Source organism: Desertivirga brevis, assembly GCF_017355835.1.
Genome location: NZ_JAFEWF010000011.1, coordinates 95,866 through 109,686 on the forward strand (window position 1 = coordinate 95,866; position 13,821 = coordinate 109,686).

The 13,821-nt window shown below is 39.4% G+C and carries 14 protein-coding genes and 1 tRNA gene; 4 read left to right on the top strand and 11 right to left on the bottom strand.

All coding sequences use genetic code 11. The features are described from left to right. The 7 genes from J4N25_RS22730 to J4N25_RS22760 all read right to left on the bottom strand — a co-directional run bounded on the left by J4N25_RS22730 (position 1) and on the right by J4N25_RS22760 (position 6,648). Positions 1-1,518, bottom strand: a complete 1,518-nt coding sequence (locus J4N25_RS22730; protein WP_207424109.1) for a GAF domain-containing protein — start codon at positions 1,516-1,518, stop codon at positions 1-3. Next, complete coding sequence (locus J4N25_RS22735; protein WP_207424110.1) at positions 1,515-2,066, bottom strand: biliverdin-producing heme oxygenase; 552 nt, start codon at positions 2,064-2,066, stop codon at positions 1,515-1,517. The genes J4N25_RS22730 and J4N25_RS22735 overlap by 4 nt, the downstream gene beginning before the upstream one ends. A 469-nt stretch (positions 2,067-2,535) precedes the next feature. Next, entirely contained in the window at positions 2,536-3,018 is a 483-nt protein-coding gene (locus tag J4N25_RS22740; RefSeq protein ID WP_207424111.1) for a DUF4112 domain-containing protein, read from the bottom strand. A 17-nt stretch (positions 3,019-3,035) separates the two neighbouring features. Continuing rightward, the gene (locus tag J4N25_RS22745; RefSeq protein WP_207424112.1) at positions 3,036-3,989 is read right to left on the bottom strand and encodes a CvpA family protein; all 954 of its coding nucleotides are present in this window, start codon (positions 3,987-3,989) and stop codon (positions 3,036-3,038) included. 69 nt (positions 3,990-4,058) lie between these two features. Beyond that, positions 4,059-5,045, bottom strand: a complete 987-nt coding sequence (locus J4N25_RS22750) for an SDR family oxidoreductase (RefSeq protein ID WP_207424113.1) — start codon at positions 5,043-5,045, stop codon at positions 4,059-4,061. A gap of 15 nt (positions 5,046-5,060) precedes the next feature. Next, complete coding sequence (locus J4N25_RS22755; protein WP_207424114.1) at positions 5,061-6,365, bottom strand: nucleotide sugar dehydrogenase; 1,305 nt, start codon at positions 6,363-6,365, stop codon at positions 5,061-5,063. Between the two features lie 209 nt (positions 6,366-6,574). Further along, a tRNA-Asn gene (locus J4N25_RS22760) sits at positions 6,575-6,648 on the bottom strand. A gap of 118 nt (positions 6,649-6,766) precedes the next feature. Between J4N25_RS22760 and J4N25_RS22765 the strand changes: the two genes are divergently transcribed. Further along, the gene (locus J4N25_RS22765) at positions 6,767-7,684 is read left to right on the top strand and encodes a PfkB family carbohydrate kinase (protein ID WP_207424115.1); all 918 of its coding nucleotides are present in this window, start codon (positions 6,767-6,769) and stop codon (positions 7,682-7,684) included. A gap of 40 nt (positions 7,685-7,724) precedes the next feature. Here J4N25_RS22765 and J4N25_RS22770 read toward each other — a convergent pair whose 3' ends face one another. The 3 genes from J4N25_RS22770 to J4N25_RS22780 are packed head-to-tail and all read right to left on the bottom strand — an operon-like array spanning position 7,725 to position 9,157. Then, positions 7,725-7,964, bottom strand: coding sequence for a cytochrome b5 domain-containing protein (locus J4N25_RS22770; RefSeq protein ID WP_207424116.1), 240 nt, complete (start codon positions 7,962-7,964; stop codon positions 7,725-7,727). After that, on the bottom strand, positions 7,957-8,643 hold the full coding sequence (locus J4N25_RS22775) for a lycopene cyclase domain-containing protein (protein ID WP_207424117.1): 687 nt from the start codon (positions 8,641-8,643) through the stop codon (positions 7,957-7,959). Before J4N25_RS22775 ends, J4N25_RS22770 begins: the two co-directional genes overlap by 8 nt. Position 8,644: 1 nt before the next feature. Then, positions 8,645-9,157: a hypothetical protein gene (locus J4N25_RS22780; RefSeq protein WP_207424118.1), complete on the bottom strand. Its 513-nt coding sequence runs from the start codon at positions 9,155-9,157 to the stop codon at positions 8,645-8,647. Positions 9,158-9,249: 92 nt separating this feature from the next. On the opposite strand from J4N25_RS22780, the gene crtID reads away from it, so the two are divergent. From crtID to trxA, 3 genes are all read left to right on the top strand, one after another. Continuing rightward, the gene (gene crtID, locus J4N25_RS22785) at positions 9,250-10,734 is read left to right on the top strand and encodes a bifunctional phytoene desaturase/3,4-desaturase (protein ID WP_207424119.1); all 1,485 of its coding nucleotides are present in this window, start codon (positions 9,250-9,252) and stop codon (positions 10,732-10,734) included. A 107-nt stretch (positions 10,735-10,841) separates the two neighbouring features. Further along, positions 10,842-11,726: a PepSY-like domain-containing protein gene (locus J4N25_RS22790; protein WP_207424120.1), complete on the top strand. Its 885-nt coding sequence runs from the start codon at positions 10,842-10,844 to the stop codon at positions 11,724-11,726. Positions 11,727-11,825: 99 nt separating this feature from the next. Continuing rightward, on the top strand, positions 11,826-12,122 hold the full coding sequence (gene trxA / locus J4N25_RS22795) for a thioredoxin (RefSeq protein WP_207424121.1): 297 nt from the start codon (positions 11,826-11,828) through the stop codon (positions 12,120-12,122). 1,042 nt (positions 12,123-13,164) lie between these two features. On the opposite strand, the gene J4N25_RS22800 is transcribed toward trxA, so the two are convergent. Beyond that, entirely contained in the window at positions 13,165-13,809 is a 645-nt protein-coding gene (locus tag J4N25_RS22800; protein ID WP_207424122.1) for a hypothetical protein, read from the bottom strand. Positions 13,810-13,821 lie beyond the last annotated feature (12 nt).

The following is a 13,821-nucleotide window of genomic DNA, read 5'->3' on the forward strand; positions in this document are numbered from 1 at the left end:
CTAACTATATATGTATTTAGTAGAATATTCAAATATAAAGCTTCTAAGGCTTTCTGCAACCCTTACTTCTTCTCCTGACCATGGCAACGAGGTCCCTTTAACTGTTTCCTGCCATATTGAAAACGAATTTCTAGGGTGATACTTTTTTCCATCTGGCTCAAACCTAATGGCTTCGCTTGGATTTCCACCCCAGCTGACCGTTGTTTGTACTTCCGGCCGAAAAAGCAAAAGAAAATCTTCATTTCGGCCACCGATTGGGATGGCAAGCAATCCACTGACCTCTTCTATAAAATTTTGCGCGGGCTCGAAAGTGCTGGAAAGATTGCTTTCCACAAAGGCCTCTGAAATCATTTTATGCTGGAGCCAAAACACGAGATGCTTTACATCTTCAACTTGTGGCGTTTTTCCCTGCAAATGAACTTTCCCCTTATAAACCAGAGCGAGACCACCTGCACTAAATAATTCTAGGAGTTCGTTATCTTTTTTAACCAGCCCCGAAAATAGCTCATTCACACTGTAAATACCATCTAGAACCAACCTCTTTTTCTCCCATAGCGTACTCTTATACTCAAACTGCTCCTGATATAACATAGAGGTAATCTTAGATGAGATCAACTCAGACAAAAGTTCAAAGACAGAACAGACCTCGTAATTGAGATACTTTGCTTCCCTGTGATGGCAGGATATTAATGCCCACAACTGGCCGTTGCGAATTATACGGATGGACATAGATGCTTTTATTCCCATGTTCTCCATATATTCCAAATGTACCCCTGCAACACTCCGAAGATTACAATCGGTAAGATCAATAAAAGAATTGGTGAGCGGATTAATCACCGGATATACCTTCACGGGCTTGTCCTCTCGATTTGGTATTAAGCGATAAGTATTCTTATGGTATAATGCACGAGCTTGCTTTGGGATATCAGATGCAGGGAACTTAAGCCCAATGTAAGGTTCCATATCCAACTCCCTTTCCTCGGCAATCACTGTTCCGTTCCAATCTGAATCGAATTGATACATCAAAACACGGTCAAAACCAGCGAGTTTCCTTAGGGCAGAAACAGAAATCTGGCAAATGGTTTCAATTGAGCTTGCTGAATTAACTTCCGCCATTACATATTTCATCTCCTGATAAACCTCAAGAAACGACTTTCGGGTATCCGCCTTTTCCAATTCAGCCACCAGCAAGGTTTCCTTCATGTGAACAAGAGCAATATACTCAACCTCAATGTCTCCTATGCTGATATTCAAATTAAGAGGTATCTTGTCAGAAATGCCTTTAGCAAAGCTTGCCTCAAGCATTTTTATTTGCTCCTTACTTACAAAATCAGAAAGATTTGAATCAACAACATCGGCTACATCCTTTCCGAACACTTCCGAGACGTTTTCGCTTGCCTGAACAATCTTTAAATCTTCCTTACTTAACACAACTAAGTATCCATAAGGTTGAATTTGATTAATGTGATGAAGCGGCAAACTACCACAAAACTCCGAGTCATAATTTTTTTTGCTCATGCTAGCCAATCTTTAAATTTTATAAAGGTCTCATCCGCACTCTCTATTACGATTTTCCAGACTTCTTCTGGTAAAGCATCCAACACACCTTTAAATTTGTCCCACATCTCTCTCGTTCTGTCTCCATAGGAATAGAAAAAAGAAACACCTTCGGATGCAGGTATTCCTAGTCTCTCTGTTACCATTTTAGTAATGATTGTTCCACCAAGCGTAGAACCTTCAAGTACATATAACGCCCCAAGTGCCTCGTACGTGTTCTTTATCTCAGGTAAGTCTTCACACAAAACAACCCTGGGATCTGCCCTAAATTGCCGTAAATCTACCATCAGGTCGTCAGATTTACGTCTTTCAGCATAATCAGGTACAATGTTTATATCAAGATTTTTACTTATTTTCTCTTCAAGCGGCTTAATGTAGCCATAAAACTTCCTTAAAATCTCAACGTAGTCGCCTTCAACAGATAGTGACTTTAACTTGCCAATGAGCAGCTTTTCCAGTTGTTGATGTGATTCAATAGTTTTATCTTTAAGGACTAAACTCAATTTCATTAGAGGACAAAATGTAAAAAGCGGCAATGATAAGCATTAGTAATTTCTAATACTCATCTTTGCTAAAGTTTCGTAATTAATTAATCTCAAAATAAGATTGGAGTGAAATTCACTCATCATCACTAATAATAAAAACAGGATGGGTATGAAAACCTTATATTCTATATCTTAAAGATAAGGAGTTACCAATGGCCCGAACTAACTCATCTACTATAGGTAAAGTGTTCTCTTTCTGCTTCCACCCCCGATCATCCTTATAAAGCGTAACTGTATTACCTTGTAGTAAAATTTCAGACTCCACAACTCTGTTGTTCTGATTTAATTTTAATAACTGATAATGAAATTTAGCGCCCTCCAGGCTTATAGTAAAAACCTGCCCCATATTTTATTTTCCTTTTTAATTCATAAACAACAACTTACGCTAAGTTGTTTGTAGCTCCCGCAAGTATTGTTTCTGAACTAATTGAGTTTAAAATTGGTTAAAAATCCATGCAGTAATTTGCCATAAAAGATAGATCATTAAAATAAAGATTACAAGAAGGACTAATCCTACCCCAATAAGCACTCCCTTTCCACTACCCTGATGCTTGCCTTCCACGTAGTGCTCATTAAGCAACCTAATATTACGCTTATTAGCCTTGAAGAAGAAATCGAAAACATGGCCAATGATAGGTATTGCACCAATGGTAGCGTCGAGAACAATATTTAGCACCATTAATGTGACAATTTTACTACTGGCACCGTTCTTAGCTAAAGTTAGAACCAGAGCTGCAGAGATTAAAAGCCCGCTCATATCTCCAGCAAAAGGAATAAGATTTAAAATGGGATCCAAGCCAAAGCGAAACTTTGTTCCAGGCAATCTAAACTGCTCATCTAAAAGATATGACAACTTTTCTACCCAACGTAACTTGTTATTCTCACTTGGATAATTGCGGCGATCGTTAAATTCCATATTTCTGTAAAGCAAATTCAGTTCCGAAAGTTTTGCGTCACCATCAAACCATAAATTCCTCCGTCAAGTACTCCTATCCCCACCCTTCCAAAGGATCTATTAAGAATATTTGCACGATGTCCAGGAGAGTTCATAAGACCTTCGTGGGCGATATTTAAAGTCTGAGCCAAAGCCAGATTTTCTCCCGCTGTTAAAAATCTCACCCTCGCAGCACGCATACGATCAAAAGGAGTTTTGTCTTCGGGAGTATAGTGCGAAAAATATCCCCTTGCAAACATATCAGCCGAATGCGCTCTTGCCACCACTGCGATCTCACGATCTTCCTTAAGTGGCCGAAGATTAGCTTTAGCCCTCTCCGCATTTATCAATACCAACATCCTGGCTTCCAAATCCCGACGCACCCTCGAACGCTCTACCGTAAAATTTAATTTAATGAATTTATCGTCTTTCTTGTTAAGTGTTAGCAGGGGCCCGGCTTCCTTCTCTAACTCTTCAATATAAGGAGAGATCGAAAGGTGAATCTTTTCAAGTCCCGGTGTTAGTTGAGACATCATCCAGCTTTTTTCAGCAGCAGACTTTAGCGAGGGACTAAAAGGAAACAAGATCAATAAAGACGTTATCAATAGCAAATAAACTAATCCCGTAAAACCTCCAGGAACACTTCCGAGTATCTTATTAAATTTTGATGTATGATAAATTGAAGGAACTTTTGAAAGGCCGAAGTTAGCGATTGCTGAAAGGGCTAGGCGGGCAATGACAATGGCAAGAATAAAAGAAACAGGTAAAACCCAAAAACCTGAGGCGATAAACTTCTGGATAAAACTTGATATATAAGGATAGCAAAGGAAAGCAATTACCAGGCCCGCACCCCACATGAACACTTCAACTATCCCAATCAAAAAGCCTTTTAAAATCCCTTGCCAAACAGAAAAGACAAGTATCAGCACTAAAATGAGATCCAAATAATTCATAGCAATATCCTTTCCTTATAAGGCTCAAGTAAGAATACTGTTTTAAGCAAACCATCCTTTAATTTTTTGCTAAAGCCACTTCCTTTCCGCTAGCAAAAGTTTAAGGCCATCTTCAACACTAACTTGTGGATTATTTGAAAGCATAGAACTAGCCTTAGAAATGTCAGCCAAACTATTTCGTACATCTCCTTTTCTTTCTGCATTATATACCGCGGGAATGTTACTGCCATTATGCCTATTTAGAACAGTCCAAAGCCCGTTTAGGGAAATACTTTCACCAACCGCAATATTATAAACCTGATTTAGAGCACTTTCTTTTTCTGAAAAGAAGGCCTTTACATTTGCCTGAACCGCGTTTTCAACAAAGGTAAAATCTCTCGTTTGTTCACCATCTCCATTTATTACAGCGGGCTCCCCTGCTCTTAAAGCTTTAATAAACTTAGGGATAACTGCTGCATACTCTCCTTCAGGATTCTGTCTTGGTCCAAAAACATTAAAATATCTCAAACCAATTAAATTCATACCGTAGGTATTTGCAAATACGTTTGCATATAGCTCGTTTACATACTTAGTTACAGCATAAGGAGACAAGGGCCTACCGATTCTCTCTTCAACCTTCGGCAGCTCTGCACTATCGCCGTAGGTTGAAGATGAAGCTGCGTAAACAAACCGCTTTACCCTCGCATTGGCTTTTGTAGCCCAAAGCATATTAACGAAGCCGGATACATTGACTTCATTGGTAGTTACCGGGTCATTAATAGATCTTGGAACTGAACCAAGGGCTGCTTGGTGACTTAAATAATCTATTCCTTCAACCGCGTTGCTGCAGGTTTCAATATCCCTGATATCTCCCTCTATTAATTCAAAAGCAGGATGAGAGAGGAACGGAGTAATATTATCATGGGATCCGGTGGAAAAATTATCTAATACCCGAACCTTACCTGCCCCATATTTCAACAGATATTCTACCAAGTTAGAACCTATAAATCCGGCCCCTCCTGTTATCAGGAAGCTAAACCGGCTTAAGTTGACTGAGTGATATTCAATTTCATACATAGCTGGATAGATAGATTATAACCTGGCGTCTACGAGATCGATGTCTAGCACTCCCTTTACATCATACAATACCGCAGACTTTTTAAGCAGGGCACCGTATTCCAGGTCGCAAAACTCACTGTGGCAAACCGCAAGGATTACCGCGTCGTATTGCTTATCCTTGGGCAATTCATCAATACACTTTATACCATACTCTTCCTCTACCTGCATACAACTTGCCAAGGGGTCATATACAGTAATATTAGCTTTATATAAGCTAAGCTCCTTAATAATATCTACCACCTTCGTATTTCGTACATCAGGACAATTCTCCTTAAAAGTGATTCCTAAAATCAATATATCTGCCCCCCAAACCACAATTTCCTTTTTAACCATTAGCTTAACTACCGCATCCGCTATATATGGCCCCATGCTATCATTAATCCGCCTTCCTGACAAAATGATTTCTGGATAATAACCTGCAGAAGTAGCTTTTTGAGCCAAATAATAAGGATCTACTCCAATACAATGCCCTCCAACCAAACCTGGTTTAAAATCAAGGAAATTCCATTTGGTGGCTGCTGCTTCAAGAACATGTTGAGTATTGATATGCAGGAGAGAGAATATTTTCGACAACTCATTTACGAAGGCTATATTGATATCCCTTTGCGCGTTTTCGATAACCTTTGCAGCCTCGGCCACCTTTATAGATTGAGCAAGATGCGTCCCTGCAGGAATAATAGAAGCATATAACGAATTCACAATGTGTGCAACCTCGGGTGTAGACCCTGAAGTTACCTTTTTAATGTTAGGCAATTTTCTGGCATTGTCTCCCGGATTAATTCTCTCGGGCGAATATCCACAGAAGAAATCAACATTGAACTTTAGTCCGGAAAACATTTCAAGTACAGGGACACATTCTTCTTCAGTGCAGCCTGGGAATACCGTCGACTCATAAACTACAATATCGCCCTTCTTCAATGCCCCTGCCACCATCTCAGTAGCCTTTTTTAAAGGAGTAAGGTCGGGGTTATTGTATCTATCTACCGGCGTTGGAACCGTTACTATATAAACATTACAATCCTTCAAACTTTCCTTGTCGCCGGAAAAAAATATACCCTTATCTGAATCAATATCACGTATTACTGCTTGCAAATCTGACGGATCTACTTCCAGCGTATGATCTCTTCCATGATTAAGCTCGTCTATCCGGCCCCGGCTAATATCGAATCCAGTTACTTTATATTTCTTTCCAAATTCAACAGCCAGAGGAAGACCTACATAGCCAAGTCCGATCACTGCAATTGAGTAAGAAGACGGATTATATAATGTACTTATCATTTTTTCTTTAGGAGCTGAGCCACTATTATGAATGCAACAATATCAATTCCTGAAACATACTGATTAGGGAAGCTAAGATAAAGATTCAGATTACTCTGTGACTAAAAATCACACAGGTTGTTCTTCTTATGTGCATAACCCGCCCACTACCGCTAAATAAAGAAAAATGAGCTTCAAAAAGAAATCCCCACCTTTTGGGTGGGGATTTGCTCCTGAGGCTGGGCTCGAACCAGCGACCCTCTGATTAACAGTCAGATGCTCTAACCGGCTGAGCTACTCAGGAGTATTTACCGGTTTTACAGCGTTTGTTTTTTTAAACCCTCGCTGTGTTTTGGGACTGCAATATTCGGGATTTAAATTTATTTCTGCAATATTTGCGGAAACTTTTTTTTGAAAAAAACATGAGCTTAGTCATTATAGGAACCGTAGCGTTTGATGCAATAGAAACTCCTTTCGGAAAAACAGACAAAATTGTGGGTGGAGCAGCCACATATGCCAGTCTCGCCGCATCGTACTTCTACGATAAAACAAAGATAATTGCCGTGGTGGGCGATGACTTTCATCAGGAAGATATTAACGACTTTCAAAAACACGGTATTGACGTGGAGGGCCTGCAAGTCAAGGAAGGCGAGAAATCCTTCTTCTGGGCAGGCAAATACCATAACGACATGAACTCAAGGGATACGCTAATAACAGAATTAAATGTTCTGGCAGATTTCGATCCTGTAGTTCCAACTTCATACCAGGGTTGCGAATACTTGCTATTAGGAAATCTCACTCCGCAAATTCAGAGAACAACTATCGAAAGATTGGAAAAACGCCCCAAGTTGATTGTTCTAGATACTATGAACTTTTGGATGGACGTAGCATTAAACGATCTGTTGGAAACACTAAAACTTGTTGATGTACTTACCATTAATGACGCTGAAGCACGCCAGCTTTCCGGCGAGTACTCCTTGGTTAAAGCAGCCAGAAAGATCCTTCAAATGGGTCCTAAATATCTTATCATCAAAAAGGGCGAGCATGGTGCTCTGCTCTTCCATGAAGATAAGGTATTTTCTGCACCGGCACTTCCTTTAGCCGAAGTTTTCGATCCAACCGGTGCTGGCGACTCATTTGCAGGAGGTTTCGTCGGGTATCTGGCGAAAGTGGGCACCATCAACTTTAACAACATGAAGAATGCAATCATCTTCGGATCAGCACTTGCTTCTTTCTGTGTGGAGAAATTTGGGACAGAAAGAATTAAAGATCTCTCTCAGGAAGAGATAGCAGATCGCGTTAAGCAATTTGTGAATCTGAGTAGTTTCGAGATAGCTTAAATTTGCCTATACAGATTGAAGTTATGTGCTTCAATCTGTACTATACTTTTATTTTACCAATAACCTTGAATTTAGAGAACACCGATTCTGTATGGGGTGCATCTCTAAGTTCTTCAGTCAGATCCTGTCCAGCCCAGTGTTCATAATGCTTCCCATTCTTCCACAACCGGCTCTCGGTTACATCGTAAATAAGACCATTAAAACAAACCCAGATCTCAGGTTTATCCTGACCGTTTCTTAAAGCTAACTGATTTTTTGTATATGTAGGAGTATTACTCATTCCTCGATTTTTTATCCCGGAAATATTCAAAGAACAACATATTCATCAGCAACATTGCCAGTGAATAAAAATGATCTTCAAAAGGAATTGTCCCTACCCTAACCCCCATGTTTTCAGCGTTATTGTAAAGAACAACGGGTATTGAGGTAAGCAAGCCGTTTACCACATAAAAAGGAATAAGCGAAATAAAATAGGCCAGATAAAAGCGTCCTGCCTTCTTCTCGCCCTTTACTATAATATAAACCGACATAAGGGCCAGAAGTCCAAAGGTTATTAAAGTATAGACGCGATCGAAAAAGAAGACTAAAAACACCAGGGACAGAGCCAGAAACCCAACAGTAATTGCCCTGGCATACCTTGCAAGAATATCTTTTTTTATATAGGCATTAAGACACTCGTAAATAAATAAGCAGGCAAACGGAACCGTAATAAAAAAAAGGATCTCCTCAAGTGGCAGGTTCAGGAACCACACACCGATCACGTAATCGCCATTGAACGACCATACGTCGTAAAGGGTAAAAATATAATCCCAGATAAGGAATACGATCCCTGAGATGAACAACCCTGGAAAAATGTGCTTCCATTTCGTATAAAACCTGACCTTTTTGTCGAATGATAAAATCAGTGGAAAAAAAATGGTAAGGAAATTTATAAGCAAGTAGGTATAATGCTTATCCATTCTATAACGCCTTGTTTAAAACCGTTAACTCTGAAGAAGAGCATCGTTTCGTTTCCTTCATAAACGCAATGATATTTTTTAGCAGCGCTTTATCTACAGAGCCAAATTTTTCAGCTCCAATTAATTTTACTATTTGTTTTCTATCTTCATCCAGATGCTTTGACGCCCCTAAAAAAGCTGGCAGATAATGTTCCAGGCTGAATCTCAGAAATCTGATCTCAAGGCTAGCTGGCTCTTCTCCCACAGCCTGTTCCAGTTTTTTCGATCCGGATTTTAACAAAGATAACTTATTGTATGGATTGAAGGCGTGTTTCGCTTTCACTGCTTCGGTCGACCCCAGATAGGCCAGCAAAAGAGCGTCCTTCTTCTCAATCCCCTTTAACTTTTTATAAAGGGAATTGGCTGTGCTGGCATCGTTCACCGCCTTATAAAATTCAACTCGAATTCCCTGAAGGTCATATGCGCCTGCAGATCCAGCAAAAATTAGAGATAGTAAAAGCAAGACTACTCGCATTTTGGGAAATATTAATGTCAAATTACAAAACTACAAAACCCTTAACTTGTTTTCTCTGCCTTAAGTGGTACAGGTTTACTAGATTTACTCCCATGACAAAGCCCAAAGTTGCCGTAATAGGTTCAGGTTTTGCCGGACTCACTGCTGCGTCCCTACTGGCAAAACAAGGTTACGAAGTATCTATTTTTGAAAAAAATGACCAGTTAGGTGGAAGGGCCAGAACCTGGCAGAAAGATGGGTTTACCTTCGACATGGGACCAAGCTGGTATTGGATGCCAGAGGTCTTCGAAAATTATTATAAACTCTTCGGGAAGAAATCCTCCGATTTCTATCAACTGGACCGGCTGAACCCTTCCTACCGTGTGTATTGGGGACCCGGTGATTTTACAGATATCCCCGCAGATATTGGCCAGTTAAAAGAACTGTTTGAATCCATGGAAGAAGGAGCTGGTGAGAAATTAGACAAATTTCTTAAACAGGCAGAATACAAATATTCTAAAGGAATGAACGAATATGTATTTCGCCCCTCCCATTCTGTAGTAGAATATATGGACCTGAAGCTTTTGATAGAAAGCTTTAAAATTCAAATGTTCACCTCTGTCGGTTCTCATATACGCCAATATTTCTCTCATCCGAAAATTATTAAGATCCTTGAATTCCCGGTATTGTTTCTGGGGGGTACTGCACAAAACACACCCGCTCTTTATAGTATGATGAACTATGCTGACTTAAGCCTTGGTACCTGGTACCCAAAAGGAGGTATGAATCAGATTGTTAAAGCTATGGTGAGCATTGCAGAAGAGCAAGGAGTCAAGTTTTACCTCAATCAGGAGGTTAAGAAGATTGTGATCGAAAACAAGAATGCAAAAGGTATTGAAACAACATCAGGATTCTTCGGTGCAGATATCATTATCTCCAGTGCTGATTACCAGCATACAGATCAATCATTGACCGACAAAAAATATCAGAACTACAATCAGCAATATTGGGATAAACGAACTCTTTCGCCGTCCTCTCTTCTGTTCTATATAGGTCTCAACAAAACAGTTCCGGGAATAAAACATCACAATTTGTTTTTTGACGAAGATTTTAATGCTCACGCAGACGAAATTTACAAAACTCCAAAATGGCCAAGCAAACCCCTGTTTTATGTTTCATGCACTTCCAAGTCAGATACAAGCGTTGCTCCAGCCCATTCCGAGAACCTTTTCTTCCTTGTTCCTATTGCTCCGGGACTTGAAGATTCAGAAAGCACGAGGGAAAAGTATTTCGATCTTCTGATGCAAAGATTCGCTGATATCACAGGAATAGATATAAGAGATTCCATCGTAGTGAAAAGAAGCTATGCAGTAGAAGATTTCAAGAAAGACTACCATTCTTTTAAAGGAAACGCGTACGGTCTGGCCAATACCTTGCTTCAAACTGCATTCTTAAAACCAAAAATGAAATCTAAAAAAGTTGAAAATCTACTATTTGCCGGGCAGCTTACCGTTCCAGGACCTGGAGTTCCTCCAGCTATAATATCGGGACAGATAGCTGCGATTGAAGCCGATAAAATTTTGCAGGGCAATAAGTAAAAATCCTTTTCAAATTTTTACCGTTTTTCATTTTCTCTTCATGTTGCCAAAATAATTTCGTTTCGTCAAGATAACAGTAATTGAAAGGATATTTAAATTATAGCATCATGAAAAGAAACACACTTATTAAAAGATTATTTTTAGCGGTAACAGCCCTTACATTCACTTTTGCTTCCTGCGAAAAGGAAACACAAGATTCCTCGGATGACGTTGCTTCAACTCAGGCCATCCTTGTTGAGAGCGCAAGCGTTTCCGGAGAAGCGGTATACATCATTAACACAACCCCTGAAGGAGCTAGTCGTGATTCTATCACTGCGACAGAATTACCAGCTTCTGTAGCTACCTACTTAATTGCAAACTATAATGGTTATACGCTTAAAAAAACCTTTAAAGTTTCTATAAGCAGTGCAGTTGACAGCTATATTGTTGTTATTCTTTATAATGGCAAACCAGTAGGGTTGAAATTTGATTCGACAGGCGCTTTTGTAAAAGCTTTTGAACAACGCGAACGAGGTGATCTTAAAGGAAAAGGTTGGAAACGTGGAGGACGCTTCGACGGAAGAGAAGGACGTCATCATGACACTATTGCGGTGACCTCACTTTCTACTGTCATTAAAGCTTATTTCCTGGTTAACCATCCAACAGATACTCTGGTTTCAGCATTTAGAGGTAAAGACAGTAGCACTGTCGTAATCAGTTCAAATAACGGATTATATGCAACAGCATTTAACTCTGCTAACTTGTTCCAAAAACGCGCTCAGATTATTGCTCACAAAGGTAAAAAAACCGCAGTTGCACAAACAGAATTACCAGCAAAGACACTTTCATACTTGACTACTACTTATCCGGGTTACGTATTTGACAAGGCATTCGCGGTAAAAATCAACAGCAATGTACAAGCCTACGTTGTCATCATTAACTCCAACAATACCCGTCATGGACTTCACTTTAACGCAGCCGGGGACTTTGTTAAAACAGTTGTAATCCGATAAATTTTTTCTGCTCATATTTTAAAAACAGTATGCCTGGTTTGGTATACTGTTTTTTTATACCTTTAATTTTGATTGGAATAGTATTTGACACTATCAGGTATGGCAACATTTAATGAGATTATCAATTCCGACAAACCTGTACTAGTGGACTTTTCGGCAGAATGGTGCGGCCCTTGTAAAATGATGGCACCTATTCTTGATCAGACGAAAAACATGCTGGGAGATAAAGCTGTAATCCTCAAAGTTGACGTTGATAAAAACCCTGCTGCTGCTAAGGCATACAACATTCAAGGCGTTCCTACACTGATCTTGTTTAAGAACGGACAGACAAAATGGCGACAGTCTGGAGTAATACAGGCAGGTCAGCTAAAACAAGTGATTGAACAATTCGTGTAAAGCCTTTCTACCTCCTCGAAGAACAACACGCATTTGCCCAAATAGTGATTTAATAAATCCCTTCTGTAAACCTTCTGGTCATAGTCCCCGCAAGAGAGACTTAGGATCCGTCTATGCCTATGTTGGAGTCAACTTGTCCACAACACGGACTTATTTAACTATCAGTTTAGATTCAGGCACCATTAAAATACCTTTAAATAACGGGATTTACACGTACTTGAATCGTATTTGAATCGTACCTAAATCGTTTCTGTTCATAAGCATGTATTAACCATGGGTTAAATACAATTGGTTATATCAAGATCATTATGAGAAATTAAAAAGGGCTTTTTATGAAGAATTTGAGAGGGCCTTGGCTATTGACTTATTCAAAAAAGAAAAGTCTGCAATCTTCTATCAGATCACAGACTTTTCGTCAATATTATTAAAAGCAGAGAGAGCGGGATTCGAACCTACCCTTAAAAACCTGCTTTTTATCAATATTTCAACGGTTTTCATTCTGGTAGTCCCGAATTAGTCACCTGTTTTTTCTAGCTGCAAATGCTTGTATAAAAATAGGAAAATTCCCTTGACCGAACAAGGCAAAAATCTAATTTGGCTCAGATTTACATGAAGTCATTCTCTTACCACTAATTCATCAGCGATTTTACTCCTAGTTAAATACCAAGTTTTCTTATCTGTGGGGGCCGCTTACTTTCTGTTAGTGAGTCTCCTTCCCGCGTTCAAATTTCGGAGCGACAAATTCCCATTCCTTCACGTGAGCAGGCTGATGTTCCTTTTTAACAATCTCAGATAATTTGGCTACGATGCCTGGATGCTGAACAGCTACATCACTGGTTTCATTTCTATCCGTTTTCAGATTGAAGAGCAGCTAGGGGCTGTTTGGTCGTTTGCCATCGTTATTGTCAACCAAGAAGCGGATGAACTTGAGCTTATTGTTCCAGGATCTAATGGTTATTGTAAACCAAGAATCAGATGTACGCCGACCTACTGTTCCAGAATGTAATCGTTTTTTGAGATTAGTTCTCTCTCTACAACTTCTTTATACTCGACCAATTGGTAGATAAGGCGTAAGATGATGAAAATAGATATGCTGGTCCCAGGGGAATAACTCTTGGGAAAGTCTTTCGTCTTCCAAAAGTTCTTCCAGGGATATGGAATCGTTATAACCATAATTTCCATTCATATCAATTACATGGTCTATATCACCTTCTTCATTATAAAAGAAAACTAAACGATCATCAGGTTCATCATCATTAGAATCACCATAAAACTGTTTCTTGCCGCCTGCTTTAAGCTTTCCGGTTAAAAGATCAAATTGGCAGTCACAGATTAGTTGATGATTTTCATCATAGACATCAATCCCTTTGTATTTTAATCCTATCTTCGATTTGTAATCTTCTCTATCCCATTGATTAAAGGATCCAGAGGATATTTTATTAAAGAAAAGCGAGCAGAATGTTTTTTCAGGATATCTATCAAAGTGGGAATTTAGTATCACCTGCTTATCGTCTTCTAGAGAAAGAAAGTAATGTACGCTTCCTATGCGGTGCTGAGACAGAACAAGCTCGACTTTCATTACCGCCGTATTTTCAACTGTTATCTTTCTGTAGAAGTCAGAGGCCAAAGCTTGATCTGGAGAAATTTCCTTCCCAAAACTATTTATAAACTTGATGTGTGTTGTCATAGGTTCTGATTT

Bases quoted from the DNA above. Each gene is read 5' to 3' on its own strand.
- J4N25_RS22730 (WP_207424109.1), bottom strand. From the start codon at position 1,518: ATGAGCAAAAAAAATTATGACTCGGAGTTTTGTGGTAGTTTGCCGCTT.
- J4N25_RS22735 (WP_207424110.1), bottom strand. From the start codon at position 2,066: ATGAAATTGAGTTTAGTCCTTAAAGATAAAACTATTGAATCACATCAA.
- J4N25_RS22740 (WP_207424111.1), bottom strand. From the start codon at position 3,018: ATGGAATTTAACGATCGCCGCAATTATCCAAGTGAGAATAACAAGTTA.
- J4N25_RS22745 (WP_207424112.1), bottom strand. From the start codon at position 3,989: ATGAATTATTTGGATCTCATTTTAGTGCTGATACTTGTCTTTTCTGTT.
- J4N25_RS22750 (WP_207424113.1), bottom strand. From the start codon at position 5,045: ATGTATGAAATTGAATATCACTCAGTCAACTTAAGCCGGTTTAGCTTC.
- J4N25_RS22755 (WP_207424114.1), bottom strand. From the start codon at position 6,365: ATGATAAGTACATTATATAATCCGTCTTCTTACTCAATTGCAGTGATC.
- J4N25_RS22765 (WP_207424115.1), top strand. From the start codon at position 6,767: ATGAGCTTAGTCATTATAGGAACCGTAGCGTTTGATGCAATAGAAACT.
- J4N25_RS22770 (WP_207424116.1), bottom strand. From the start codon at position 7,964: ATGAGTAATACTCCTACATATACAAAAAATCAGTTAGCTTTAAGAAAC.
- J4N25_RS22775 (WP_207424117.1), bottom strand. From the start codon at position 8,643: ATGGATAAGCATTATACCTACTTGCTTATAAATTTCCTTACCATTTTT.
- J4N25_RS22780 (WP_207424118.1), bottom strand. From the start codon at position 9,157: ATGCGAGTAGTCTTGCTTTTACTATCTCTAATTTTTGCTGGATCTGCA.
- crtID (WP_207424119.1), top strand. From the start codon at position 9,250: ATGACAAAGCCCAAAGTTGCCGTAATAGGTTCAGGTTTTGCCGGACTC.
- J4N25_RS22790 (WP_207424120.1), top strand. From the start codon at position 10,842: ATGAAAAGAAACACACTTATTAAAAGATTATTTTTAGCGGTAACAGCC.
- trxA (WP_207424121.1), top strand. From the start codon at position 11,826: ATGGCAACATTTAATGAGATTATCAATTCCGACAAACCTGTACTAGTG.
- J4N25_RS22800 (WP_207424122.1), bottom strand. From the start codon at position 13,809: ATGACAACACACATCAAGTTTATAAATAGTTTTGGGAAGGAAATTTCT.